The sequence below is a fragment of the Mediterraneibacter sp. 210702-DFI.3.120 genome (assembly GCF_020561005.1).
In the GTDB taxonomy this organism is placed as follows: domain Bacteria; phylum Bacillota; class Clostridia; order Lachnospirales; family Lachnospiraceae; genus Mediterraneibacter; species Mediterraneibacter faecis.
Window position 1 is genome coordinate 1 of sequence record NZ_JAJCNG010000034.1, and the last position, 24,984, is coordinate 24,984.

A 24,984-nucleotide genomic window follows, 5' to 3' on the forward strand; every position below is an offset into this window, starting at 1 on the left:
AGAGCACACGGTTCATACCCGTGGTGTCGCTGGTTCAAATCCAGTTCCCGCTACTATAACGAAGACTGCGTGCTTAAGAAATTAGTACGCAGTTTTTTTACGCAAATTTACTGGTTACTGCTTATATCAAGCAAAGAAATAATAGTATTAAGGAGCAACTTGTGGTAATATAACAGATAATGATATAGAAAAAAGTTGTTGTCTTTCGTTTATATTTTAAAACGTGGCCAATAACAGAAATACGGAGGAAACAAGATGAATAAGAAAAGCGGATATGCGCTCAGAATAGTACTTGGAGGTTATCTTACCTACCTGGGTATCAGAATCTTAAGTGAGATGATCCAGCAGCGTCCTAGCAATATGACACTTATGTCAGTACTGGCAGTTGTATTTATCCTGGTTGGAGTTGCTTATGCAGGGAATGCCATCTGCAAAACGTTTGAAATTGATATCAAAAAGCAGATTGCGAAGATGATAGCAAAGAGAAAAGCGGAGCAGAAACGAAAAGCAGAAGAAGCGGCAGCGGCGAAGGAAATGTCACAGGTAACAGAGAGCACAACGACAGAAGCATCAGAAGGCGAAAAAGTATCAGACAATACAATGCCGACAATGCTTTCAGAAGAAGACAGGAAGAAGCTGGAAGACGCAGTGTCTAAGGCGGATTTCGAGGAAAAAACAATGCAAGACAGCAAGGCTGAAGCTATAGAAAAAACAGCAGATTCAGATTCAACAGAAAACGAAGCAGCGGAAAAAACAGTATCAGAAGAAAAAGTAGAATCAGTAGAAAAACCGGTGACTACAACAGAATCAGAGGAAACACCGGACGAAGAAATAAAAGCTGAAGAAACAGCAACTGAAGAAACATCAGTTCAGGAAGAACTGACAGACACAAGAGTGGTAGATATTTTTGCAGAACTGAATGAAGAACCTGTTTCAGAAGATGCTGAAAATGATTTTGAGGAGAAATAATTATGCGTGTAGGTATGGGATATGATGTTCATAAGTTAGTTGAAGGAAGAAAACTGATCCTGGGTGGAGTCGAGATTCCTTACGAGAAAGGTCTCTTAGGACATTCAGATGCAGACGTTATGCTGCATGCCGTAATGGATGCACTGCTTGGAGCAGCAGCACTTGGAGACATTGGCCTTCATTTTCCGGATACAGATCCGAAATATAAGGGTGCATCCAGTATAAAACTGCTTGAGCACGTAGGCGGACTTTTGGAAGAAAATGGTTATGTGATCGAGAATATTGATGCAACGATCATTGCGCAGCGTCCAAAGATGCGTCCGCATATTGATCAGATGCGGGAAAACATGGCGAAAGCGCTTAAAATTGACGTTGATCAGATCAATGTAAAGGCTACAACAGAAGAGGGCCTTGGCTTTACCGGAAGCGGCGAAGGAATCTCATCCCAGGCGATCTGTGCGATTGAAAAATTTACAAATTACAGTAGCGTGGATGTGATGGAGAAGCCTGCAGGATGTGGTGGATGCTGTGCGGGAAAATAAGATGAAGATTCGAAAGCTGGACCAATCAGAGCATGGGAAAACCAGGAGCTTGTGGGAACAGGTATTTTCAGAAGACAGTCAGGAATTTGTTGATTATTACTATTATATCAAGACAAAAGACAATACGATTTATGTAACAGAGGAAGACAATGAGATACGTGCGATGCTGCAGCTGAACCCTTATCAGGTAAAGTTACAGGAAAGTGTTGTTCCATCGGATTATATCGTGGGAGTTGCCACGCAGGCAGAATATAGAGGCAGAGGATATATGAGAAATCTTCTGATTCATGCATTACAGGATCAGTATTCACAGAAGATGCCATTTACCTTCCTGATGCCGGCGGCAGAAGCAATCTATTATCCTTATGATTTCCGATTTGTTTATGAACAGAAACAAATCGAGCTTGATGAAGCATTTTTTTCTGCAAGAAAAGAATATAAAAATGATGAATATAGAAATATATCACAAGAGCGGATTGTAGACCGTGATGCAAGATTTATGGATGCAGGGAAGATGGCGGCATTTGTTGAAGAGAATTTTTCGGATTGCTGGAATGTTGTTGCTTTAAGAAATGCACAATATTATCAGACACAGATTCTCGAACAACAGAGCGAGTTTGGCGGGATGCGGCTTGTCTTTGAAGAAGAGAAGCTGGTCTGTATCTATGCATATGCGAAAGAAGAGGGGCTCGAGATCAGGGAACCACTTTATCTGGAAGGGAAAGGAGATCTCTTCTGGGCGTCGGTGGATGGTCTTAGAGAACCGGAAGAAAAGGTTTCGGTTTATGGGCTTAAGGAAGCACCTGACTGGCCAGATGATGAAACGTCTGCATATAAAGAAAAACCGCTTATTATGATCAGGATCGTTCATTTACAGGAACTATTTTCTAAAATGAAAATCCCGTCAGAATGTGAGATCCATTGCTCTTTTGCGGTGATTGATCCGATTCTTCATAAGAACAGCAGGATCTGGAAACTCAGTAGCTCAAAAGGAGAAGAAAGCCTGAGCGTGTCTGAAACGGAAGATTCACAGGGAGTACTTTCCATTGCAGCATTGACGGAAATATTGTTTGGATACAAAACTCCTGAAGAAATATGTGCAGAGGAAAGCGTAATTCTTACAGAAGAACTAGAGGAAGAACTGAGGAAACTTCAGAACTTCTGTCCAATATTTTTGAATGAGATTGTCTGAATAAAATGTTAAAATGCAGTTGATCGGCAGAGATAATAGTTGACAAAAAATGATTTTTTGCATAAGATAATAGAGATGTTGAAAACAATAAATATTGGTAATAGAATTGAGAAAGACAAAGAACGGGAAGAGTAACAGAGATTTGGACTCGTAGAGAGAAGGTGTCACCGGCTGAAAGCACCTTTGAGAGAAGAAACTGTGAAGTGCCCCCGGGAGTCGATCCTGTGAATGGAGTAGCAGGGTACGTCAGGCACACGTTACGTGCGTGAAAGTGAAAGAAGTATAACTTCTTTTATTAGAGTGGAACCGCGGATAGAACTTCGTCTCTAGATTGAGACGAAGTTTTTTGATATACAAAACAATCCGTTTAGGGTGTTAAGTGCATTCTTGAATAAGAAAGGAATGATAAATATGGGAATGATATCTTATGTCAAACAGGAGATAGAGGTGATCCGAGAGCGAGATCCTGCGATCAAATCAAACATGGAAGTATTTTTGTATCCAAGCTTTAAAGTAATCTTAAGCTACAGAGTGGCGCATAAGCTTTACCTGAAAAAGCATTATTTCTGGGCACGCTGGATTTCTCAGAGAGCAGCGCGTAAGACAGGGATTGAGATCCATCCGGGTGCAACAATTGGAAAGGGACTTTTTATCGATCATGGAACAGGTGTGATCATCGGAGAAACTACGATCATCGGAGATAATGTAACACTGTATCAGGGGGTTACGCTTGGCGGTACCGGAAAAGAACAGGGAAAACGTCATCCAACGTTGAAAGATAATGTTATGGTGAGCGCCGGCGCAAAGATCCTTGGTTCTTTTACAATCGGGGAAAATTCTAAGATCGGAGCTGGTTCTGTAGTACTTGAAGAGGTTCCACCGAATTGTACAGTTGTCGGTGTGCCGGGACGAATCGTTCGCATGGACAACAAGAAAGTCCCAAGAAGTGATATGGATCAGGTACATTTACCGGACCCGGTACTTACAGATATTCGAGAACTGCAGGAAGAGAATATAAAACTTCACAAACGTTTGGAATCTATGATAAAATATATGCGATGTGTGGAGAAAGAAAATAAGGAGAGTAAGAACGATGAAGATTTATAATACAATGTCAAAAAGAAAAGAAGAGTTTGTTCCTCTAGAGGAAGGAAAAGTAAAGATGTATGTATGCGGTCCGACTGTATATAATTACATCCATATTGGAAATGCAAGACCAATGATCGTGTTTGATACTGTCCGCAGATATTTTGAATACAAGAATTATGATGTGAATTATGTATCTAACTTTACGGATGTCGATGACAAGATCATCAAGAAAGCAAACGAAGAAGGCGTTACAGCAGAAGAAATCTCACAGCGTTATATTGCAGAGTGCAAGAAAGATATGGATGGCATGAATATTGAGCCGGCAACAAAGAATCCGCTTGCAACAGAAGAGATTGACGGTATGATCAGCATGATTGAGACACTGATTGAGAAAGGCTACGCATACGAGAAGAACGGAACTGTATATTACCGTACAAGAAAGTTCAAAGATTATGGTAAATTATCCCATAAGAACCTTGACGATCTTCAGTCAGGCGGACGTACCCTTCTTGTAAGCGGTGAGGATGAGAAAGAAGATTCTCTGGATTTTGTTCTCTGGAAACCGAAAAAAGAAGGCGAGCCTGCATGGGTTTCCCCATGGGGTGAGGGACGTCCGGGATGGCACATTGAGTGCTCAGAGATGTCCAAGAAATATCTTGGTGAGCAGATCGATATTCATGCAGGTGGGGAAGACCTGATCTTTCCACATCATGAAAATGAAATTGCACAGAGTGAAGCAGCGAACGGAAAAGAGTTCTCCAGATACTGGATGCATAACGGGTTCCTGAACATTGATAACCGTAAGATGTCCAAGTCTCTTGGAAATTTCTTCACAGTTCGCGAGATCAGTGAGAAGTATGACCTTCAGGTACTTCGTTTCTTCATGTTAAGCGCACATTACAGAAGTCCACTGAACTTCAGTGCTGAATTGATGGAAGCAGCAAAGAGCGGACTTGAGAGAATCATTACAGCAGCTGATCGTCTGAAATTCCTTATGGGAAGCGCGAAGACAGAAGATATGGCAGAGACAGAAGCAGAGAAGTTTGCAAAGTCAGCAGAATATGTTGGAAACTTTGAGAGCGCTATGGATGATGACTTCAATACAGCAGATGCGATCGCTGCAGTATTTGATCTTGTAAAATTCATTAATACGATGACAGACGAAGACAGTTCCAAAGAGTATCTTGAGAATCTGTTTGACCGTCTGGTAAGACTGACAGAAGTACTTGGAATTATTGTTGATAAAGAAGATGAGATTCTTGATTCTGACATTGAAGCATTGATCGCTGAGCGTCAGGCAGCAAGAAAAGAGAAAAACTTTGCAAGAGCAGATGAGATCAGAGATGAGCTTCTTGCGAAAGGTATCGTTCTGAAAGATACAAGAGAAGGAGTACAATGGAAAAGAGCATAACAGCAGGTTTAGAAGAGTATATCCGGACAATTCCCGGTATGAAAGAGATTGATGCAAAGCAGTGTTCCCCACTGGTTCTTGCTTATGTGGGAGACTGTGTTTATGATCTGATCATTAAGACGATGGTGGTCGGCCGTGGAAACAGGCCGGTCCACCGTCTCCATGAAGAGACAAGCCAGTATGTGCAGGCATCAGCACAGTCCTTTATGATGCGTTCCATGCAGGAGCATCTGAATGAGGAAGAACATGGAGTTTACCGGAGAGGAAGAAATGCACGATCTGTGTCTCCGGCAAAGAATCAGTCAATTACAGATTACAGAAGAGCGACAGGTTTTGAGGCATTGATCGGACATTTATATCTGACAGGTCAGTATGAACGACTGACAGAGCTTGTAAGTATCGGACTTGAAAGCATTGAAAAAGAGATAAAGGAAAAAGGAGCAGAACATGCAGGAAAATAGAGAACAGGGAACAGAGACATTTGTAATTGAAGGAAGAAATGCTGTACTGGAAGCATTTCGTTCCGGACGTACGATTGACAAGATTTATGTTCTTGACGGATGCCAGGACGGACCGGTAAGAACAATTGTACGTGAAGCAAAAAAACACGGATCTCTGATCAATTTTGTGACAAAAGAAAGACTTTCCCAGCTCTCAGAGACAGGGAAGCATCAGGGCGTGATCGCACATGCGGCAGCATATGAATATTCTACGATCGACGATATGCTTAAGCTGGCAGAAGAGAGAGGCGAAGCTCCGTTTCTGATTCTTTTAGACAATATTGAAGATCCGCACAATCTTGGCGCGATCATTCGTACAGCGAACCTTGCAGGTGCACACGGAGTCATTATTCCAAAGAGAAGAGCAGTTGGTCTGACAGCGACAGTTGCGAAGACATCTGCCGGAGCTTTGAATTATACACCGGTCGCAAAGGTGACGAATCTTGTGAAGACAATGGAAGAACTCAAGGAAAAAGGACTCTGGTTTGTATGTGCCGATATGGATGGCGAGCAGATGTATGACCTGAACCTGACAGGACCGATCGGTCTTGTGATCGGAAATGAAGGTGAGGGCGTTGGCCGCCTTGTGAAAGAAAACTGTGATTTCGTTGCAGGAATTCCAATGAAAGGTCAGATTAATTCTCTGAATGCATCTGTGGCAGCAGGTGTTCTTGCTTATGAGATCGTAAGACAGAGGATTTCGCAGAAATAAATATGAGTATTGCTCGAAAAAAGAGTGATAACAGGTGATAATCGGATGAGTAAGTATGACAGAATGACAGATGAGCAGCTTTTATGTGATTACAAAAATGGAAATCAGGAGATTATGGATTACCTGATGGTGAAATATAAATCCATGGTAAGGAAGAAAGCGCGTGCAATGTATCTGTTGGGTGGAGAGAACGAGGATCTGATCCAGGAAGGAATGATCGGTCTGATCAAAGCAGTGCGGGATTTTGATGTAAAGCAGAAAACATCATTTTCAAGTTTTGCAGAACTTTGTGTCTCCAGACAGATGTACTCGGCAATTGAGGCATCAAATCGAAAAAAGCATCTGCCTTTGAATTCTTATGTTTCGTTATATGAAGACAGTGAACAGGTAGGAGAGGGGAGAAGTCTTCCTTTGATTGACACGATAGAATCATCGAAGGAGAATGATCCGGAAGTTCTTTATTTTGGAAAAGAATATACAGAAGCTTTTGCGGAGCAGCTCAAAGAATTGCTCAGTCCATTAGAAAATCATGTTCTTTATCTGCACTTGATGGGAACGGATTATCGGACGATTGCGGAATTACTTGGAAAGAGTCCGAAGTCAGTGGATAATGCACTTCAGAGGATCAAGACAAAAGCACAAAAGATTCTGCCGTAAAGGAGAAATACGGATGAAGAAAAAATACAATTACCTTTTGGCACTTGCAGTCTTTCTGGTGATCATGATCTGCTTTAACAAATTCGGATGCATCATTTCTTATCTGGCCGCAATTGGCGGGCCTCTGGTTATGGGAAACAATGGAACAATGGTGGTTTATGAGTTCCTGATGAGTCATTTGAATCTGGTATCGGCAATTTTGTACCTTATGGTTCTGCCTATTCCTGCTTTATGGTATTATCTTGCTTTTCAGCTGCGTGAAGGAGGAATCCGTGCAATCCCAGGCAAATGCAGAAGAGTCGGATGGGACGGATGCGTTTTAATCGCGCTGTTTACTTTTGGCATGATACACGTGACCAGTATTATACTGGCAATTGTAGCACGGTCACTTCCGGATGCGATGGATAATTATCAGAATCTGATAGAAAATTCCGGTCTGACAGAATATTCGCTGATGTGGGTTTTCAGTACATTGATTCTTCCACCTCTTGTGGAAGAAATGATTTTCCGGGGTTTGATCCAGAAATATCTTGAATGTGCCGGAATGCATTGGATCCTGGCGAATGTTGTACAGGCGGTTCTGTTTGGAGTGTTCCATCAAAATCTCGTACAGGGAATTTATGCGGCACTTTTGGGGTTTGCACTTGGATTTGTGGCGCATCGCTATAACACCCTGGCGGCATCCATGCTGATGCACATGTTCTATAATCTGATGGGAACGCTGATCGTAGATCTTGAGAGCAGATTCCTTCCGGCAATAGTAATGGGAATGATTATCCTGATCAGTATTCCGATGACAGTGAGTGCTGTGACGTTGATTTGTCTGACAACAAATAATAAAAAAACAGAGGTTTGAGAAGATGAGATTTGTAATACAAAGAGTAACAGAGGCATCTGTAACGATTGATGGTGAGATATCAGGAAAGATTGGAAAAGGGTATCTTGTTCTGATTGGAGTAGCAGATACAGACACAAAAGAGATTGCAGACAAAATGATACGAAAAATGATCGGACTTCGTATTTTTGAAGATGAACAGGGAAAAACAAACCTTTCGCTTGCTGATGTGGACGGAGGTCTTCTTCTGGTTTCACAGTTTACGTTATATGCAAACTGTAAGAGAGGAAACAGACCAAGCTTTATTGAAGCAGGAAAACCGGATATGGCGAATGAGATGTATGAATATATCATTGAAAAATGCAGGGAATCAGTGGATGAAGTACAGACCGGAGAGTTTGGAGCTGATATGAAGGTTCAGCTGCTCAATGACGGGCCATTTACCATTTTGCTGGATTCAGATCAGCTTTAACTTGACAATCAAACTCAAGTAGTGTATATTTAATTTTGCGTTCTGCTGGAACGCAATAAGCTGTCTTGGCGCAGTCGGTAGCGCGTCGCCTTGGTAAGGCGGAGGTCGGGGGTTCAAGTCCCCTAGACAGCTTTGAACTTTTCCCCGGAATCGCCCGTGAATGCGGTGTTTCCGGGGTTTTTCTTATTTCAGCAGATTCGCGTTGCAGATCTTCAAATCTTCATAGATTCCAAAAGAAATCTCATTGCAGATTTTCCTATAGGTTTACGGGTTTGAAGAAAAAATGCAATTCCTTGTTGAGAATTCTTTCACTTGTCATGAAATATGTTATACTGGATTTGATTGAAGTGGTGGTTCAAGGTGACGGGTTCTGCATAAGGGGAAGCCGTATGAGCGAAAAGAATTATGAAACAAGTGAATTAAAAGAACTGAAAGATGTGTTACAGACGTTTACGGAGTTTGTATGGGAGATGGAAGAATATCTGCCGGAATTTTATCATTTTTTTGATGCGATGAGGCAGAACATCGAGATTTTTCTTCGGGTCGGCGAAGAAGATGAAGAACAGATTCATGAGATTCTGGAACGGGATTGGGAGAAAGCACATGCACCGCTTGTGGGAGTACAGTGTTATGATTTTCAAGGAACACATCCGGAGGCAGAAGCAGGAACTTGTGTTTATTTTGCGAATCTTTTGACGGAAATCGGTCGGTTTTTTGAACCGGTGAGTATGTTGGGAGTGTTTTGAATGAAGTGAAAAGGAGAGATTGATATGGCATCATTTTTAGAAGACATCACACCATTTTACGGGACAGGAGAACGGAATGGGAAAGGACAGACACTGGAAGAATTTCTGGAAGAATATGATCCATATCGATATAAAAATCCGTGCTGTACAACAGACACAGTTGTTTTCTCTTATAAAGATGAACAGGCACTGAAAGAAGGACGATTAAAGGTGCTTTTGGTTAAGAGAGGAAATCATCCCAGTATTGGCTGTTGGGCTCTTCCGGGAGGATTTGTAAATTTGCGGGAGAATCTGGAGGATACAGCAAGACGGGAACTGCAGGAAGAGACCGGAGTCAGCGGACTTCCGGTGGAACAGTTTGCCTGTTATGGAGATTATCAGAGAGATCCAAGAGCAAGGATTATTACAAGTGCGTATCTTTCTATCGTAAAGGAGTCGGATGTAAGTGTAGAGGCCGGAGATGATGCGGCAGATGCAGCATGGTTTGAGATAGAGATGGAACCGGAGACAGCATATGAAGAAGATGGATGGAAAAAGACGGAATATCATCTGACAATTCAAAATCAGGATCAGAAGAGAAATGCGGTTATCCTGAAAAAGGAGCGGACAGGATTGGTCAGAGAAAAATACTATGTTGTAAAAGAAGGTGGAGGAATTGCAGTGGATCATGCAGCTATTCTGGCACAGGCTTATGAATTGTTAAAAGGCAGGCTGCATTCAGGGCAAAACATGCATTTTCCGTGTCAATCAGCAGAGCGATTGACACGAAAGTGAACAGTGACTTAAAAGGACAACTGTAAGGGGAGACGAAAAGAATCTCTTGTGGTTGTTCTTTTTATGTGATAAGATATTGAGCATGAAAACCTGTAGGATAAATCACACTTCCGAAGGAATGTGACAGATCATCCGGATGGTACTTATGGTTAGTAGGAGGAAGATATGGAGAACGAAACAGTTTCAAAGAATTTTATTGAACAGGAGATAGATAAGGATCTGGCAGAAGGAGTTTACGATCATGTATGCACCCGTTTCCCACCGGAGCCAAATGGATACCTTCATATTGGTCATGCGAAGTCTATCCTTTTGAACTATGGACTGGCAGAGAAGTATAATGGTGAATTCCATATGAGATTTGATGATACGAACCCGACAAAGGAGAAGACAGAATTTGTTGAGTCTATCAAAGAGGATATTAAGTGGCTGGGCGCTGATTGGAAGGATCATCTTTATTTTGCATCCGATTATTTTGATCAGATGTATGAGTGCGCTGTGAAGCTGATTAAGAAAGGAAAAGCATTCGTCTGTGATCTTACAGCAGAACAGATGCGTGAATATAGAGGAACACTTACAGAACCAGGAAAAGAAAGTCCATATAGAAATCGTTCTGTAGAGGAGAACCTTGAGCTTTTTGAGAATATGCGTGCCGGAAAGTATGCAGACGGAGAGAAAGTGCTTCGTGCAAAGATTGATATGGCATCACCGAATATCAATATGCGTGACCCGATCATTTATCGTGTTGCCCGCATGACACATCACAATACCGGTGATAAGTGGTGTATTTATCCGATGTATGATTTCGCTCATCCGATCGAGGATGCAATCGAGGGAATCACACATTCCATCTGTACACTTGAGTTTGAAGATCACAGACCGCTTTATGACTGGGTTGTGAGAGAATGTGAATTCGAGAACCCACCGCGTCAGATTGAGTTCGCAAAACTGTATCTTACGAATGTTGTAACAGGAAAGCGTTATATTAAGAAGCTCGTAGAAGATAAGATTGTTGATGGATGGGATGATCCAAGACTGGTTTCTATCGCAGCGCTCAGAAGAAGAGGATTTACACCGGAGTCAATCAAGATGTTTATTGATATGTGTGGTATTTCCAAGAGCCAGAGCTCTGTTGATTATGCGATGCTTGAGTACTGTATCCGTGAAGATCTGAAGATGAAGCGTTCCCGTATGATGGCTGTGCTTGATCCAATCAAGCTTGTGATCGACAACTATCCGGAAGGAGAAGTTGAATATCTGGATGTTGCGAATAATCTGGAGAACGAAGAACTCGGACAGCGTAAAGTTCCGTTCTGTCGTGAACTTTACATCGAGAGAGACGACTTCATGGAAGAACCGCCAAAGAAATATTTCCGCTTGTTCCCAGGGAATGAAGTTCGTCTGATGCACGCATATTTTGTGAAATGTGAAAGCTTTGTAAAGGATGAGAATGGTAACGTGACAGAAGTTCACTGTACTTATGATCCTGAGACAAAGGCTGGAAGTGGATTTACAGGACGTAAGGTGAAAGGAACAATTCATTGGGTTCCGGCACCATATGCACAGAAAGCAGAAGTAAGACTGTATGAGAACCTTGTAGATGAAGAGAAGGGTGTATACAATAAAGAGGATGGTTCTCTGAACCTGAATCCAAATTCTCTGAAGATTATCAAAGATGCTTATGTGGAGCCAAGCTTTGCAGATGCGAAAGCTTATGATAGCTTCCAGTTTGTAAGAAATGGATTTTTCTGTATCGATGCAAAGGATTCTACACCGGAGAATCTGGTATTTAACCGTATTGTTTCTCTGAAGAGTTCTTTCAAACTGCCGAAGAAATAAAAAACGGACTGCCGTGATCACAATGAGAAATTGTTCACGGCAGTTTTTCATAGTTATAGGTGTGATGCAGGGGGGAGAACAAGAATGTATGAATTGACAATGAGTTTGAATCCAAAATCAAAAACTCCGCTGTACGAACAGATTTATGAATTTATCAAGGAAGAGATTCAGAATAACGTAATACAGAGTGGAGAGCGGCTTCCATCTACAAGAGCATTGAGTAAGCATCTGGTAGTGAGCAGGAGTACAGTAGAACTTGCATATGAACAGCTCCTGTCGGAAGGGTATGTGGAGGCAATCCCATGCAAAGGATATTTTGTCGCAAAGATCGAAGGCATATATCAGCTTCAGAAGAGACCGGAGATCAAAGTTGAACCGATTTCTTCAGGAGTGACAGAATACGCGTATGATTTCACTCCGAATGGTGTGGATCTCAACAGCTTTCCGTATAATGTCTGGAGAAAATTATCCAAAGAATGTCTGATAGATGATAAGGCAGAGATGTTCCGATTAGGGAATCCTCAAGGGGAATATGGGCTTCGGAATGTAATCAGCAGTTATTTGCATCAGGCAAGAGGAATACACTGTCATCCGGATCAGATCATTATTGGAGCAGGAAGTGATTATCTGCTTATGCTTTTAACGACAGTGATTGGAAATTGTCATAAAGTTGCGCTGGAAAACCCAACCTATGGACAGGCCTATCGTTTGTTTGAACGATTAAGCTATAAAGTCTGTACTGTTGATATGGATCAAAGCGGGATGCGGATTGATGAATTAGAGAAATCAGGGGCGGATATTGCATTTGTCATGCCGTCTCATCAGTATCCACTTGGATGTGTTATGCCGATACAAAGAAGAATGGAACTTTTGAAATGGGCAGATGGGGCAGAAGGCAGATATATTATTGAAGATGATTACGACAGTGAATTTCGATATAAAGGAAAGCCGATTCCGGCACTGCAGGGAAGTGATAGCAATGGGAAAGTGATTTATACAGGTACCTTTTCTAAATCACTGGCACCGTCTATTCGAATGAGCTATATGGTGCTTCCGGAACATATTTTGAAAATTTATCAGGAAAAATGCAGATTCATCAGTTCTACTGTTTCCAAGGTGGATCAGATGATTCTTCAGAAATTTATGGAAGAAGGCTATTATGAGCGACATCTGAATAAAACACGCGCATTATATAAGAACAGGCATGATGTTCTGATCAGCAGCCTTCGGAAGATGAAAGAGATTCTGGAAATTTCCGGAGAAAATGCAGGTGTTCACCTGTTGCTGCATTTTAAAACGGATGATTCCGAAAAGGATTTGATTGAAAAAGCGGCGAAACAAGGTGTCAGAGTTTATGGCTTATCAGAGTATTGTGTAAAAGATAATGAAGACAGTACAGGAAAAGCGGTGATTCTGTTAGGTTATGCAAACATGAATGAGGAGAGAATCCGTGCAGCAGTTCAACTACTCTGTAAGGCATGGAAATAGATGATAGAAAAACAGGCTGTATTTTAATAAAAAAGAGAAGCGGATCGTTCAATTTTATTAAGTGTAAGATTGAACCATCCGCTTTCTTTTTTATTATTCGTTTTCAGCAATCGTATCATCTGATTCATCAGAAACTGCTGGTTGTGTTTCTGCTTCAGAAGAGTCAGCGCTGTCAACATCAGATTTTTCAGTTAAATCATCTGGTCGGGCTGCCTGCAAAGATACATAAGATCTTTCCTGTGTTGGTTCAAGATCCTGATCCAGATCAAATGTATCGGAATCCGTTTCTTCTTTATTGCTATCGGTGCTATCTGCTTTTATATCAGAGGATGTACTCTTTGATTTTTTGATCAGACGAACAGCAAGAAGTCCGATTGCAGTACCAACAGTGCCAAGTCCAACTATCCATTTGATTAATTTTTTCAATTCTATAGTCTCCCTTCTATTAAACTAAATTTGATACTGATAAACAGTTTGCTCTCAGGGGAAAACCGCCTGATTTACTTTCCATTGTAATACTTTTATCGCAGAAATACAATATTTCTGACATTTAAATAAAAAAATGCGAAATAACGTTTTACAACCCTGCAAAAGTATAGTATAATTCTTAAGGCGGTAATGGTTATAAGTACCGCTGATTAATATTATTTACAAGCAAACATACGCAGGAGGGTTTGAAATGGTAAAAGCAGTAGTTGGTGCAAACTGGGGCGATGAAGGAAAAGGTAAGATCACAGACATGCTCGCCAGAGAGGCAGATATCATCGTTCGTTTTCAGGGTGGTGCGAATGCAGGCCATACAATTGTGAATGATTACGGAAAATTTGCGCTGCATACACTGCCATCAGGTGTGTTCTATGGACATACGACCAGCATCATTGGTAATGGTGTCGCACTGGATGTGCCGCGTCTTTTCGCAGAGGTACAGTCTATAGTAGAAAAAGGTGTTCCTATGCCGAAGATTCTTGTATCCGACAGAGCACAGATGGTAATGTCTTATCACAAGAATTTTGACGCATATGAAGAAGAGAGACTCGGAGGAAAATCTTTCGGTTCCACAAAGTCAGGAATTGCTCCGTTCTATTCAGATAAGTATGCAAAGATCGGTTTTCAGGTTAGTGAGCTGTTTGATGATGAACTTTTGAAGGAGAAGGTTGTGCGCGTGGCAGAGCAGAAGAATGTACTGCTTGAGCATTTATACCACAAACCACTGATTAATCCTGATGAGTTATATAACGAACTGATGGAATATAAGAAAATGGTAGAGCCGTTTGTAGCTAATGTATCTCTTTACCTTCACGAGGCAATCAAAGAAGGAAAGACAGTTCTTCTTGAAGGACAGTTAGGATCCATGAAAGATCCGGATCACGGAATTTATCCAATGGTTACATCTTCCTCAACACTTGCAGGATACGGTGCAATCGGAGCAGGAATCCCACCATACGAGATCAAGCAGATCGTTACAGTATGTAAAGCATACTCAAGTGCAGTAGGAGCCGGAGCTTTCGTAAGCGAGATCTTTGGAGAGGAAGCAGACGAGCTTAGAAGACGTGGTGGTGACGGCGGAGAGTTCGGCGCTACAACAGGACGTCCAAGAAGAATGGGATGGTTTGACTGTGTTGCATCCAAATATGGCTGCAGAATGCAGGGAGCAACAGATGTAGCATTTACAGTACTCGATGTACTTGGATATCTGGATGAGATTCCGGTATGTGTTGGTTATGAGATCAACGGAGAGGTTACTACAGAATTCCCGGTAACACATCTTCTTGAGAAGGCAAAACCGGTTTACAAAGTTCTTCCGGGATGGAAAGAAGACATTCGTGGAATCAAAAACTACGAAGATCTTCCGGAAAACTGCCGTAAATACATTGAATTCATCGAGAAAGAGATCGAGTATCCGATCACAATGATCAGTAACGGACCAGGAAGAGACGATATTATTTATCGTAATAAATAATGAAACAGAAATACAGGACAGGAAGTGAAAGCTTACCGTCCTGTATTTTTTATATATTAGGAAAGTTCTTTCCTAATATATAAAAACGCTCCGCTAGGAATGCGCACTGCGGCGTACAATGTAGTTGTTGCTCCGCGTGGAATCTGCACGGAAAACAAAAAGATAGTAATAAATCAGAAAGTTCCTCATATAATATATAGCTGAGAAAAAAGAAGGAGGAATTCGATGGAACAGAACAGCAATGGAAAAGGCAGAGAAAATTTATCCATGGAAGAATATCTGAAGAGGAGACAGGCAGTAAAAACCCGGGAAACAGCTTCGCATGTCGCCCGGGGAGTTGATTCTGTCAGTGCATTACTGACTGCAGTATTTTATTTATGATCAGAATTGTCTTTTGAATCATCTTTCAACAGTCGTGTGACCAGCAGCAGTCCATAGAGAATAACAGGAACGAAAATGGTTGCAGCGATAGATGCTTTGAGAAAATCAGAAGCAACAGGTGAATCAATCAGTGCAAAAATCAGTGTGCACAAATACATTGCGATAAGAATAAAAACCCCTAATAGTGCAGAAATACGTTTCAGTTTTTTCATGTGACCAGTCCTTTCATACGCCAATATAGTAATAGTAACAGTATATATCAAATAATTGTTTACGGCAAATAAAATATGTTATATAATAGAAGGGCGATTGAATTCGAAGTTTAAAGATAAAGGAGCAATATACAATGAGTGAGAAATGTTTATTAGACCAGTGGCGTGATATGGCCTATGACCGTAATCTTCCGAAAGATCAGCTGGAGAAGTTCTGGGGAACATACTTTACAATCGAAAGAGAGATTTACGAGCAGCTGCTCGAGAACCCGGATGAAGAAGTGAAGGGAACAGTGAAAGAGCTTGCTGAGAAATATGGACAGGATGTCATGACAATGGTTGGATTCCTTGACGGAATCAATGACAGTCTGAAGACAGCAAACCCGATCGAGACAATGGAAGAAGATACAGTTGTAAGTCTTGCATTTGATAAAGAACTTCTTTACAAGAACATGATCGATGCAAAAGCTGACTGGCTGTATGGACTCCCACAGTGGGATAAGATCTTTGATGCAGAGACAAAGAAACGTCTGTATCGTGAGCAGAAACAGTCCGGTACAGTTCGCAAAGCGAAAAAAATCGGAAGAAATGATCCATGTCCGTGCGGAAGTGGAAAGAAATATAAATTCTGCTGTGGAAAGAACGCATAAGAATCAGATTACTGGCGATATGTATTGAGAGATACATACCGTTTTGTGTTTTTGGATATAAGTGTATATATTTAAAAGAAAGGGACATACTGATATTGTTCTAATAAGATTAAGAGGAGGAAATCAGTATGCCAGAATTAAGCTGTACCGTACAGACATGTGTACACAATTATCAGTATCTTTGCGAACTGGATAAGATCCAGGTGGGAGGAAACAGTGCGAAGGATGCGAAGGAGACCTGTTGCGATAGCTTTGAAGAAAGAAGAGAGGGAAGTTATAGCAATAAGACGGATTCGATGAAGTCTGTTTCAGATTGCTCAGATGTTGACTGCCAGGCGAAAGATTGCAGATACAATGAAGAGTGCAAATGTCACGCAGGGAAAATCAGTGTAGAAGGCGGTGACGCCTGCCACAGCAGTGGGACAGAATGTGCAACATTTGATTGTTGCTGTAATTGAGTATCAGATAAAAGTATAAAATCGTGATAAATAGAAAGAGATTTGGAAGAGGGGATCTTCTGAATCTCTTTTTTCTACTGTTGACTCTATTGTTGTAACCGCGTTATAATCGTAATATGTATATTTAACAGAAGAAAGGAAATGATCGTACATGAGTGAATATCGACAGGATGAGCATACGACAGCGAAAGAGGCGTCAAAGACTCATACAGATCAAAGTTATAGACACAATTCGCGGGAAGAACATGAAAAAAGAAGGTATAGCTTCAAAGAACAGGCCATAAAAAGTATGACGTTGTTCTTCGTAGTTGCGACATGTATCTTATTTTATTTTGCACTTTTGAGATTGGGACAGATTTCATCTGTATTTAAGCAGTTTTTAACAGTGGCAAAACCTATTATTTATGGACTGGCAATTGCATATTTGCTGAATCCGATTGTGAAGTGGATAGACCGTCGGATGATTCCGCTTTTGGAGAAACATTGTCCCAAATTAAAGAAGAAAAAACAGATATCAAGAGGAGTTGGAATCTTCGTATCTGTCATCTTAATGTTGGCATTGATTATTACACTTCTCAATATGATGATTCCGGAGTTATATGGAAGTATCCGCGACATGATTTTCACTGTGCCGAGTCAGATGAACCGGTTTATCCATGAATTCAGTAAGATGCATTCTTCTGATTCAACAGTTGGAAAGATGTTGGCGAGCATAGTTGAAGAAGCAAGTGATTTTGTTCAGAACTGGATGAAGACAGATTTGATGGAGAAAGTGAATCTGTGGATGACACAGCTTACTGTGGGAATGATTCAGATGGTTCGTGAAGTCTTTAATTTTATTATTGGAATCATTGTCTCTATTTATGTTTTGTTTAGCAAAGAGAAGTTCCAGAAACAGACAAAGAAGCTGATCTACGCTGTATTTCGTCCGGGACAGGCCAATATGATTCTTCAGATTGGCGGAAAAAGTAATGAGATCTTCGGTGGATTTATTATCGGAAAGATTATTGATTCTCTGATTATCGGAGTAATCTGTTTTATAGGATTATCAATTCTGAATATGCCATATACAATGCTGGTCAGCGTGATCGTAGGAGTGACAAATGTAATTCCATTCTTTGGACCGTATATCGGAGCAATTCCGAGTGCAATTCTGATTCTGCTTGCAGATCCATTGAAAGGGCTCTATTTTATCATTTTTGTTATTGCATTGCAGCAGTTTGATGGAAATGTGCTGGGACCAAAGATTTTAGGAAATTCGACAGGACTTTCCTCGTTCTGGGTTGTTTTCTCAATCCTGATCGCAGGGGGATTGTTTGGTATTCCGGGAATGCTTTTTGGTGTACCGACATTTGCGGTGATTTATTATATTGTAAATATGCTGGTTAATTCTATCCTGAAGAAAAAAGAACTTCCAACAGATACAGAGTGCTATGGGAAGAACGGATATGTAGATTCCGAAGGAATTTATATACAGAAAGAAAAACAGGAAGAGATAAAAGAAATACAAGAAGAAAAGGGAGATAAGGACAATGCCGATTCGAGTACAAAATGATTTGCCGGTAAAAGAAATATTGGAACAAGAGAACATCTTCGTGATGGATGAGATGCGTGCGGCACATCAGGATATCCGTCCGATCAGTATCGGACTTCTGAATCTGATGCCACTTAAGGAAGATACAGAGCTTCAGATTCTGAGAGCACTTTCAAACTCTCCGCTGCAGGTGGATGTTACTTTTGTAAGAGTGACAAGTCATGTGTCAAAGAATACATCAACAAGTCACATTTATAAGTTCTATGAAGCTTTTGATGATATCAAGGATAAAAGGTTTGATGGATTTATTATCACGGGCGCACCTGTAGAACAGATGCCGTTTGAAGATGTAGATTATTGGGAAGAACTGAAACGTATTATGGAGTGGACAAAGACAAATGTTGTGTCTACACTTCATCTTTGCTGGGGAGCACAGGCTGGTATTTATTATCATTATGGAATTGATAAGGTACAACTTCCGGGAAAACGTTCAGGTTTGTTCTGGCACCACGTAAGGAACAGAAAGATTCCGATTGTCAGAGGATTTGATGATAAATTCCTTGCACCACATTCCAGACATACAGAAGTTCCGCAAGATCTATTGGAAAAAGATGACCGAATCACAATCCTCGCAGATTCGGAAGAAGCAGGAGTTTATCTTTGCATGGCGCAGGATGGACGTCAGATCTTTGTAATGGGACATCCGGAGTACGATAGAATGACACTGGATTCAGAGTATAAGAGAGATCTGGGGAAAGGATTGAATCCACAGATTCCGGAGAATTATTATCCGAACGACGATCCAGAGAAGAAACCAATGCTGACCTGGAGAGCACATTGCAATAACCTGTATACGAACTGGTTGAATTATTACGTATATCAGGTGACACCTTATGATCTGTATGGAACACCGTTCTAAAGGTTTGGATTAGAGCGTTTTCGTATAACGATAAGAAAAAACAAAAAAGCACCTTCGGAAGATACTGTTCTTCCGAAAGTGCTTTTTCTATATCTTGTTGCCGATTACGAATATTCTCAACAACTCTGAAACCAATTCCTATCGCCCAATCCAGTTGTCGAAAGGATCCGGTTTTACAGATATGAAATCATTCTGTACATCCGCGCTGTTCAGCTTAATCTGCTGTCTGCTCTTTTCAGCAGCTTCTTCAGATTCAAATAGCTGATCTTCCGGCATTGTCAGTGCGCCGCAGGAGCCGATCAGCTGAATGATATAGTTCTCCCCCTGCTTGCGTGCAATCTTTCCTTTACGGATTGTTGTGTTATTCTCAAGAATATATATAACATCATCTTTGTTGTACATCATTTCACATCCTCTTCATCAAATTCCAGGGTGATATAGTTGAATCTGTCGTCCTTCCAGATCTTAATGACTTTGCCTTTGCGGGCCTTCAAGCGTTCCCGGTTCTTGAAATTCGTGCTTGCGCCGTAGGCATGCTCGAGCATATACCAATAGGAAGTGGGAAGCTCATGTTCGACAATCTCCAAATAATCACCGACAGAGCAGCAATCTGGCTGTTCTGTAGTAAAGTCCATTGTTCGCATACTCTCACCTTCTGTTTCGTGTCTATAGAATCTATTATACTCTAAACACAGAATATCTCAAGAGAATTATTTCACCAACTTGTTTTTTACTTTCAAGTATTTTATAATAATGAATTACAGTGCTTGCGGGCAGGAAAGAATAAACTTCCTGCATACGGGACAAGAAGACAGATAAAAATGTGGTAACTGTTCAGAGCCAACCTTCAAAATGCTACGCATTTTGAAGGTGTGGCGTATCCGCCAAATAAAATTTCAAAAACAGTTTTAAAAATGCAAGCATTTTACCTCTTTTTTGAAATTTTGCTTGGCTCTGAACAGTTACAAAATGTGAAAATAAATTGGAGGTTATTAACAGAGATGAATCGAATTGCAAGATTTGAAAAAGTGAGTAAAGAAAAGTTCTTTGAAGGGTGGAAAGACACATTTGAGACAGCGGAAGAAAAAGAGATGGAAGCAATCTACGAGTCTTTAAAACTGCCGGGAAGAGCGACAGCCGGAAGTGCAGGATATGACTTTTTTGCACCGGTGAAAATCACACTGAAACCGGGAGAAACCGTCAAGATTCCAACGGGAGTCCGTGTGTGGATGGAACAGGACTGGGTACTGAAGTGCTATCCGAGAAGTGGTCTGGGATTCAAGTACAGACTGCAGCTGAATAATACAGTAGGAATTATCGACAGCGATTATTATTATTCCGACAATGAAGGACAGATCTTTGCAAAGATCACAAATGATTCTAATGAAGGAAAAACCGTAGAAGTAGAAGCAGGAGATGGATTCATGCAGGGAATCTTTGTACAGTACGGAATTACATTAGATGATGACGTGACAGAAGTAAGAAATGGTGGATTTGGAAGTACAACAAAAAAGAAATAAAAGGCTGACAGAATAATTTATAAGAAAAAGGGAAACCTAAACTCAGTGAAGCCAATGCAAATAAGAGGCAGAAAAAAGAGGGTTAGGTTTTATGATCAGAAAGATTAAAAAAGAAGTCGGTTGTTCTTTTAAAGAAAATATTCAATATATGGATCAGACCCTTCCGGTGGAGAAAAGCTTTGACATTATCCGCCGGGAGATGGAGATCGGTGGAAAAGAATCGGTATTCTACTACATTGATGGATTTATAAAAGATGAAGCAATGTTAAAGATTATGGATTCTTTTCTTTCTATTACAGCAGAAGATCTCCCACAGGATGCGGAAACTTTTTCGAAACAGAAGATTCCTTATGTAGAAGTGGATGTGTTGAAATGTTTTGATGATATTCTGAGAAATGTGCTCTCCGGTACAGCGGTGTTTTTTGTAGATGGCTATGATGCGGCACTGTGTATGGACTGCAGAAGTTATCCTGCCCGCGGTGTAGACGAGCCGGATAAAGATAAATCGCTTCGCGGTTCCAGAGATGGTTTTGTAGAGACAATTGTATTTAATACGGCACTGATGCGTAGAAGGATCAGAGATCCACATCTGATTATGGAAATGACAGAAGCAGGTCAGAGTTCCAGAACGGACATAGCAGTCTGTTATATGTCAGACCGTGTAGATGAAGAACTTTTAAACAATATAAAATCAAGGATTGAGAAACTTGAGGTAGATGACCTGAGAATGAATCAGCAGAGTCTTGCAGAAGCACTTTTCAAGAGAAAATGGTTCAATCCTTTCCCGAAGTTTAAATTTACAGAGAGACCGGATACGGCAGCAGCCTGTCTTTTGGAAGGAAAGGTTGTGATTCTGGTGGATAACTCGCCGTCGGCAATGATACTTCCAACGTCTGTTCTGGATATGATAGAAGAGGCAAATGATTATTATTTTCCGACGTTGACCGGAATGTATCTGAAGATTTCCAGAACCCTGATCACAATCGCAACGGTGTTTTTTACACCATTGTATCTATTATATATGCAGAATCCGCAGTGGCTACCGGACGTTTTTTCATTTGTAATGGTGCGTGATCAGATCAATCTTCCATTGATCTGGCAGTTTCTTCTGCTTGAACTGTCAATTGATGGTTTACGGCTGGCTGCGATGAATACGCCAACGATGCTCAGTACTCCACTGAGTGTGATCGCCGGTATTGTGATGGGAGAATTTTCGGTAGAATCCGGTTGGTTCAATTCAGAAGTAATGCTATATATGGCATTTGTGGCAGTGGCAAATTATACACAGCCGAATTTCGAACTTGGATATGCATTAAAATTTATGAGACTGATGCTTCTTGTACTGACTGCAGTGTTTAATCTGTATGGATTTGTTGCGGGATGTATTTTGGTATTATGTTTCCTCGTGTTTAATAAAACACTTTCAGGAAGAAATTATCTAAATGTAAAAATTAACTGACAAAATCTTAATTTTGTTAATATATCTTTGCTCTTTATTATAAAAGATGGTATGATATAGAAAATATTGCTTATCCGGAAAATACATGTCTGCTATATGGAATGTAGTGGTGGTTTCCGGAAGAAAGAGAGCAGGAGGTTATTGACATGAGAGAGTTCATTATTACCGTGAACAGTACTGTAGACTTACCGAAGGAATGGCTGGAAGAGAGACATGTTCCGGTTCTTCCGTTGAAATATACGATTGATGGAGAAACTTACACAGATATGTCAGGATTGACAGCAAAAGAGTTCTTTCAGAAATTAAGAGAAGGCCATATGTCTGTGACTTCTCAGATTAATCCGGAGGAAGCACGCGAGATGCTTGAACCGTTTGTGAAGGAAGGAAAAGATGTACTTCATCTTGGATTCTCTTCCGGATTAAGCGGAACATGCAATAGTATGCGAATCGCGGCGGAAGAACTGGCGGAGGATTATCCGGAAGCCAAGATTATCGTGATCGATACACTTTGCGCCTGCCTGGGAGAGGGCTTGCTTTTGTACTATGCTCTTAAGTTGAAAGAAGAAGGCAAGACGATTGATGAGATCGCAAAGTGGGCAGAAGAGAACAAGCTTCACGTTTGCCATAATGTTACGGTGGATGATCTGAATCATCTGCAGAGAGGCGGACGTATTTCCAAAGCGGCAGCAGTTTTGGGGACACTCGTGCAAGTGAAACCGATCATACATATGGATAACAATGGAAAACTTCAGGTGATTGCGAAAGAACGAGGCCGCAAGAAGTCTCTGAATAAAATTGTTGATATGGCAGTAGAACAGTCGAAAGGCTGGGAGAATGAGATCATAATGATCACGCACGGAGATTGCCTGAAAGATGCAGAGTATGTTGCCGGACGTGTCAGAGAGAAGATGGGAATAGAGAATATTCTGATCAATAATATCGGAACAGTGATCGGAAGTCATACAGGACCGGGTGTTGTTGCCGTATTCTGCATGGGAAATGAAAGATAAATTTCGAAGAAAATAAAAAAACAAAAGAAAATGCATTTAAAGTGTTGACAGGAAAGAGTGGATATGGTAGATTAGATGTTGCGTTAAGCAAAAAACAAAGTAGAGTATCCACTCTCACCGCAGCACAATTGAGTGACTGATGGTCCGATATCGATAATAAGGAGCTCCTGTTGGAGTTATTACATTTGTCGGGTGGATATGATATTCACTCGTTTTTTTGTGTTTTCGCGTAAGAACCTAAAGGAAATTCATTTGACGGAGGTATACGACAATTAGCGATTTAATGATTAACGAGCAGATCAGAGATAAAGAAGTAAGATTGATCAGCGCGGATGGGGAACAGTTAGGCATCATGTCATCCAGAGATGCAATGAAGCTTGCACAGGAAGCAGAGCTTGATCTGGTGAAGATTGCACCGGGAGCAAAGCCACCGGTATGTAAGATCATTGACTATGGCAAGTACAAATACGAGCAGACTCGTAAAGAGAAAGAAGCCAAGAAGAAACAGAAAACTGTTGAAATCAAAGAAGTGCGTTTATCACCGAATATTGATACGAATGACCTGAATACCAAAGTGAACAATGCTAAGAAGTTCATTTCCAAGGGAAATAAGGTTAAGGTGACACTGCGTTTCAGAGGTCGTGAGATGGCTCACGTACAGCAGAGCAAGCATATCCTTGATGATTTTGCAAAGCAGCTGGAAGATGTTGCTACAGTAGAAAAGGCAGCAAAACTGGAAGGCAGAAATATGAGTATGGTTTTAGCTGAAAAACGTTAAGACAATATGATCCGGGATGAAGATCCTGTAAGGCAGCACAATAAAGGAGGAAATTATCATGCCAAAAATTAAAACAAATAGAGCGGCAGCAAAGCGCTTCAAAGTAACAGGTACAGGAAAGCTGAAAAGAAATAAAGCTTACAAGAGCCATATCTTAACAAAGAAGTCTACAAAGAGAAAGAGAAATCTGAGACAGGCAACTATTACAGATGCAACAAATGTAAAGAACATGAAGAAGGTTTTACCATATCTGTAAGATTTGGAAGTAGATTAAGGAGGAGATTAGGAAATGGCAAGAATCAAAGGCGGAATGAACGCTAAGAAGAAACATAACAGAACACTGAAACTGGCTAAAGGATACAGAGGAGCTCGTTCCAAACAGTACAGAGTTGCAAAACAGTCTGTAATGAGAGCACTCACATCTTCTTACGCAGGAAGAAAACAGCGTAAGCGTCAGATGAGACAGCTTTGGATCGCTCGTATTAACGCAGCTGCAAGAATGAATGGACTTTCTTACAGCAAATTCATGTATGGTCTTAAACTGGCTAACGTTGACATGAACAGAAAGATGCTTGCAGAGCTTGCAGTAAGCGACAGAGAAGGATTCGCAGCACTCGCAGCAGTAGCAAAAGAGAAACTTGCTTAATTTGAGCTTGTATTTTCGCCCGGTTTTCTTCGGAAGACCGGGTTTTCTTATTGTATTAATTGTATATAAAAAATAAATTTTTAAAAAAATTAAAAAAACTGTTGACATTTAATGCCGCAACGTGTATTATAGTCGTTGTGGCAAGGCGGTAACGCAGATGACCACGGTAAAATGATGATATGCGGAAGTGTCGGAACTGGCAGACGAGCAAGACTAAGGATCTTGTGATCAATG

General features: G+C 40.9%; 30 protein-coding genes, 1 tRNA gene and 1 other annotated feature. Of the genes, 27 read left to right on the forward strand and 4 right to left on the reverse strand.

Annotated features, from left to right (window positions below; all coding sequences use genetic code 11):
- The first annotated feature begins 255 nt into the window (after positions 1 to 255).
- The 15 genes from LI162_RS14035 to pdxR all read left to right on the forward strand — a co-directional run bounded on the left by LI162_RS14035 (position 256) and on the right by pdxR (position 13,223).
- Complete coding sequence (locus tag LI162_RS14035; protein WP_227156824.1) at positions 256 to 969, forward strand: hypothetical protein; 714 nt, start codon at positions 256 to 258, stop codon at positions 967 to 969.
- A gap of 2 nt (positions 970 to 971) precedes the next feature.
- Positions 972 to 1,511, forward strand: coding sequence for a 2-C-methyl-D-erythritol 2,4-cyclodiphosphate synthase (gene ispF, locus LI162_RS14040; RefSeq protein WP_015528957.1), 540 nt, complete (start codon positions 972 to 974; stop codon positions 1,509 to 1,511).
- Between the two features lies 1 nt (position 1,512).
- Positions 1,513 to 2,703: a GNAT family N-acetyltransferase gene (locus LI162_RS14045; RefSeq protein WP_227156825.1), complete on the forward strand. Its 1,191-nt coding sequence runs from the start codon at positions 1,513 to 1,515 to the stop codon at positions 2,701 to 2,703.
- 109 nt (positions 2,704 to 2,812) lie between these two features.
- Positions 2,813 to 3,034, forward strand: a binding site (T-box leader).
- Positions 3,035 to 3,114: 80 nt separating this feature from the next.
- Positions 3,115 to 3,810, forward strand: coding sequence for a serine O-acetyltransferase EpsC (gene epsC, locus LI162_RS14050; RefSeq protein ID WP_015528958.1), 696 nt, complete (start codon positions 3,115 to 3,117; stop codon positions 3,808 to 3,810).
- Entirely contained in the window at positions 3,797 to 5,203 is a 1,407-nt protein-coding gene (gene cysS / locus LI162_RS14055) for a cysteine--tRNA ligase (protein WP_015528959.1), read from the forward strand. The genes epsC and cysS overlap by 14 nt, the downstream gene beginning before the upstream one ends.
- Positions 5,188 to 5,664: a Mini-ribonuclease 3 gene (locus LI162_RS14060; RefSeq protein WP_015528960.1), complete on the forward strand. Its 477-nt coding sequence runs from the start codon at positions 5,188 to 5,190 to the stop codon at positions 5,662 to 5,664. The genes cysS and LI162_RS14060 overlap by 16 nt, the downstream gene beginning before the upstream one ends.
- Entirely contained in the window at positions 5,651 to 6,415 is a 765-nt protein-coding gene (rlmB, locus tag LI162_RS14065; RefSeq protein ID WP_015528961.1) for a 23S rRNA (guanosine(2251)-2'-O)-methyltransferase RlmB, read from the forward strand. Before LI162_RS14060 ends, rlmB begins: the two co-directional genes overlap by 14 nt.
- 45 nt (positions 6,416 to 6,460) lie before the next feature.
- Positions 6,461 to 7,072, forward strand: a complete 612-nt coding sequence (locus tag LI162_RS14070; RefSeq protein WP_227156826.1) for a sigma-70 family RNA polymerase sigma factor — start codon at positions 6,461 to 6,463, stop codon at positions 7,070 to 7,072.
- Between the two features lie 13 nt (positions 7,073 to 7,085).
- Positions 7,086 to 7,928 carry a CPBP family intramembrane glutamic endopeptidase gene (locus LI162_RS14075; RefSeq protein WP_227156827.1) on the forward strand — a complete coding sequence of 281 codons (843 nt, stop codon included), beginning with the start codon at positions 7,086 to 7,088 and terminating at the stop codon, positions 7,926 to 7,928.
- Between the two features lie 4 nt (positions 7,929 to 7,932).
- Entirely contained in the window at positions 7,933 to 8,379 is a 447-nt protein-coding gene (gene dtd / locus LI162_RS14080; RefSeq protein WP_015528964.1) for a D-aminoacyl-tRNA deacylase, read from the forward strand.
- Positions 8,380 to 8,438: 59 nt separating this feature from the next.
- Positions 8,439 to 8,511 (forward strand) — tRNA-Thr (locus LI162_RS14085).
- A gap of 257 nt (positions 8,512 to 8,768) precedes the next feature.
- A complete protein-coding gene (locus LI162_RS14090) occupies positions 8,769 to 9,125 on the forward strand; it encodes a hypothetical protein (RefSeq protein ID WP_020436980.1) in 357 nt (118 codons plus the stop codon).
- Positions 9,126 to 9,149: 24 nt separating this feature from the next.
- Complete coding sequence (locus tag LI162_RS14095; RefSeq protein ID WP_227156828.1) at positions 9,150 to 9,899, forward strand: NUDIX domain-containing protein; 750 nt, start codon at positions 9,150 to 9,152, stop codon at positions 9,897 to 9,899.
- A gap of 165 nt (positions 9,900 to 10,064) precedes the next feature.
- The gene (locus LI162_RS14100; protein WP_015529010.1) at positions 10,065 to 11,735 is read left to right on the forward strand and encodes a glutamine--tRNA ligase/YqeY domain fusion protein; all 1,671 of its coding nucleotides are present in this window, start codon (positions 10,065 to 10,067) and stop codon (positions 11,733 to 11,735) included.
- A gap of 84 nt (positions 11,736 to 11,819) precedes the next feature.
- Positions 11,820 to 13,223 carry a MocR-like pyridoxine biosynthesis transcription factor PdxR gene (gene pdxR, locus LI162_RS14105; protein ID WP_015529011.1) on the forward strand — a complete coding sequence of 468 codons (1,404 nt, stop codon included), beginning with the start codon at positions 11,820 to 11,822 and terminating at the stop codon, positions 13,221 to 13,223.
- A 93-nt stretch (positions 13,224 to 13,316) separates the two neighbouring features.
- Here the strand turns inward: pdxR and LI162_RS14110 are convergent, their stop codons facing one another.
- The gene (locus LI162_RS14110; RefSeq protein WP_054751107.1) at positions 13,317 to 13,649 is read right to left on the reverse strand and encodes a hypothetical protein; all 333 of its coding nucleotides are present in this window, start codon (positions 13,647 to 13,649) and stop codon (positions 13,317 to 13,319) included.
- Positions 13,650 to 13,902: 253 nt separating this feature from the next.
- Here LI162_RS14110 and LI162_RS14115 point away from each other — a divergent pair, with 253 nt between their 5' ends.
- Both LI162_RS14115 and LI162_RS14120 read left to right on the forward strand, forming a co-directional pair.
- The gene (locus LI162_RS14115) at positions 13,903 to 15,183 is read left to right on the forward strand and encodes an adenylosuccinate synthase (protein WP_055156177.1); all 1,281 of its coding nucleotides are present in this window, start codon (positions 13,903 to 13,905) and stop codon (positions 15,181 to 15,183) included.
- 225 nt (positions 15,184 to 15,408) lie between these two features.
- Positions 15,409 to 15,564, forward strand: coding sequence for a hypothetical protein (locus LI162_RS14120; RefSeq protein WP_227156829.1), 156 nt, complete (start codon positions 15,409 to 15,411; stop codon positions 15,562 to 15,564).
- Here the strand turns inward: LI162_RS14120 and LI162_RS14125 are convergent.
- Positions 15,555 to 15,776, reverse strand: a complete 222-nt coding sequence (locus LI162_RS14125; protein WP_227156830.1) for a hypothetical protein — start codon at positions 15,774 to 15,776, stop codon at positions 15,555 to 15,557. The two genes, LI162_RS14120 and LI162_RS14125, sit on opposite strands and share 10 nt — an antisense overlap.
- 134 nt (positions 15,777 to 15,910) lie before the next feature.
- Between LI162_RS14125 and LI162_RS14130 the strand changes: the two genes are divergently transcribed.
- From LI162_RS14130 to metA, 4 genes are all read left to right on the forward strand, one after another.
- Positions 15,911 to 16,426 carry an SEC-C metal-binding domain-containing protein gene (locus LI162_RS14130; protein ID WP_015529015.1) on the forward strand — a complete coding sequence of 172 codons (516 nt, stop codon included), beginning with the start codon at positions 15,911 to 15,913 and terminating at the stop codon, positions 16,424 to 16,426.
- A 128-nt stretch (positions 16,427 to 16,554) separates the two neighbouring features.
- On the forward strand, positions 16,555 to 16,884 hold the full coding sequence (locus LI162_RS14135) for a DUF1540 domain-containing protein (protein ID WP_055145808.1): 330 nt from the start codon (positions 16,555 to 16,557) through the stop codon (positions 16,882 to 16,884).
- Positions 16,885 to 17,035: 151 nt separating this feature from the next.
- Positions 17,036 to 18,439, forward strand: a complete 1,404-nt coding sequence (locus tag LI162_RS14140; protein ID WP_015529017.1) for an AI-2E family transporter — start codon at positions 17,036 to 17,038, stop codon at positions 18,437 to 18,439.
- A complete protein-coding gene (metA, locus tag LI162_RS14145; protein ID WP_227156831.1) occupies positions 18,417 to 19,337 on the forward strand; it encodes a homoserine O-acetyltransferase MetA in 921 nt (306 codons plus the stop codon). Before LI162_RS14140 ends, metA begins: the two co-directional genes overlap by 23 nt.
- Positions 19,338 to 19,475: 138 nt before the next feature.
- Here metA and LI162_RS14150 read toward each other — a convergent pair whose 3' ends face one another.
- Positions 19,476 to 19,742: a hypothetical protein gene (locus LI162_RS14150; RefSeq protein ID WP_227156832.1), complete on the reverse strand. Its 267-nt coding sequence runs from the start codon at positions 19,740 to 19,742 to the stop codon at positions 19,476 to 19,478.
- Positions 19,739 to 19,981 (reverse strand): hypothetical protein, encoded by a 243-nt coding sequence (locus tag LI162_RS14155; protein WP_015529020.1) that lies wholly within the window; start codon positions 19,979 to 19,981, stop codon positions 19,739 to 19,741. Before LI162_RS14155 ends, LI162_RS14150 begins: the two co-directional genes overlap by 4 nt.
- A 357-nt stretch (positions 19,982 to 20,338) precedes the next feature.
- On the opposite strand from LI162_RS14155, the gene LI162_RS14160 reads away from it, so the two are divergent.
- The 6 genes from LI162_RS14160 to rplT all read left to right on the forward strand — a co-directional run bounded on the left by LI162_RS14160 (position 20,339) and on the right by rplT (position 24,750).
- Positions 20,339 to 20,857, forward strand: a complete 519-nt coding sequence (locus tag LI162_RS14160) for a deoxyuridine 5'-triphosphate nucleotidohydrolase (protein WP_020435921.1) — start codon at positions 20,339 to 20,341, stop codon at positions 20,855 to 20,857.
- 91 nt (positions 20,858 to 20,948) lie between these two features.
- Positions 20,949 to 22,316, forward strand: a complete 1,368-nt coding sequence (locus tag LI162_RS14165; protein ID WP_227156833.1) for a spore germination protein — start codon at positions 20,949 to 20,951, stop codon at positions 22,314 to 22,316.
- Positions 22,317 to 22,462: 146 nt separating this feature from the next.
- Positions 22,463 to 23,326 carry a DegV family protein gene (locus LI162_RS14170; RefSeq protein WP_020435923.1) on the forward strand — a complete coding sequence of 288 codons (864 nt, stop codon included), beginning with the start codon at positions 22,463 to 22,465 and terminating at the stop codon, positions 23,324 to 23,326.
- Positions 23,327 to 23,609: 283 nt separating this feature from the next.
- A complete protein-coding gene (infC, locus tag LI162_RS14175; protein ID WP_020435606.1) occupies positions 23,610 to 24,104 on the forward strand; it encodes a translation initiation factor IF-3 in 495 nt (164 codons plus the stop codon).
- A 58-nt stretch (positions 24,105 to 24,162) separates the two neighbouring features.
- Positions 24,163 to 24,360 carry a 50S ribosomal protein L35 gene (gene rpmI, locus LI162_RS14180; protein WP_015529025.1) on the forward strand — a complete coding sequence of 66 codons (198 nt, stop codon included), beginning with the start codon at positions 24,163 to 24,165 and terminating at the stop codon, positions 24,358 to 24,360.
- 33 nt (positions 24,361 to 24,393) lie between these two features.
- Positions 24,394 to 24,750: a 50S ribosomal protein L20 gene (gene rplT, locus LI162_RS14185; protein WP_015529026.1), complete on the forward strand. Its 357-nt coding sequence runs from the start codon at positions 24,394 to 24,396 to the stop codon at positions 24,748 to 24,750.
- The last annotated feature ends 234 nt before the right edge of the window (positions 24,751 to 24,984 follow it).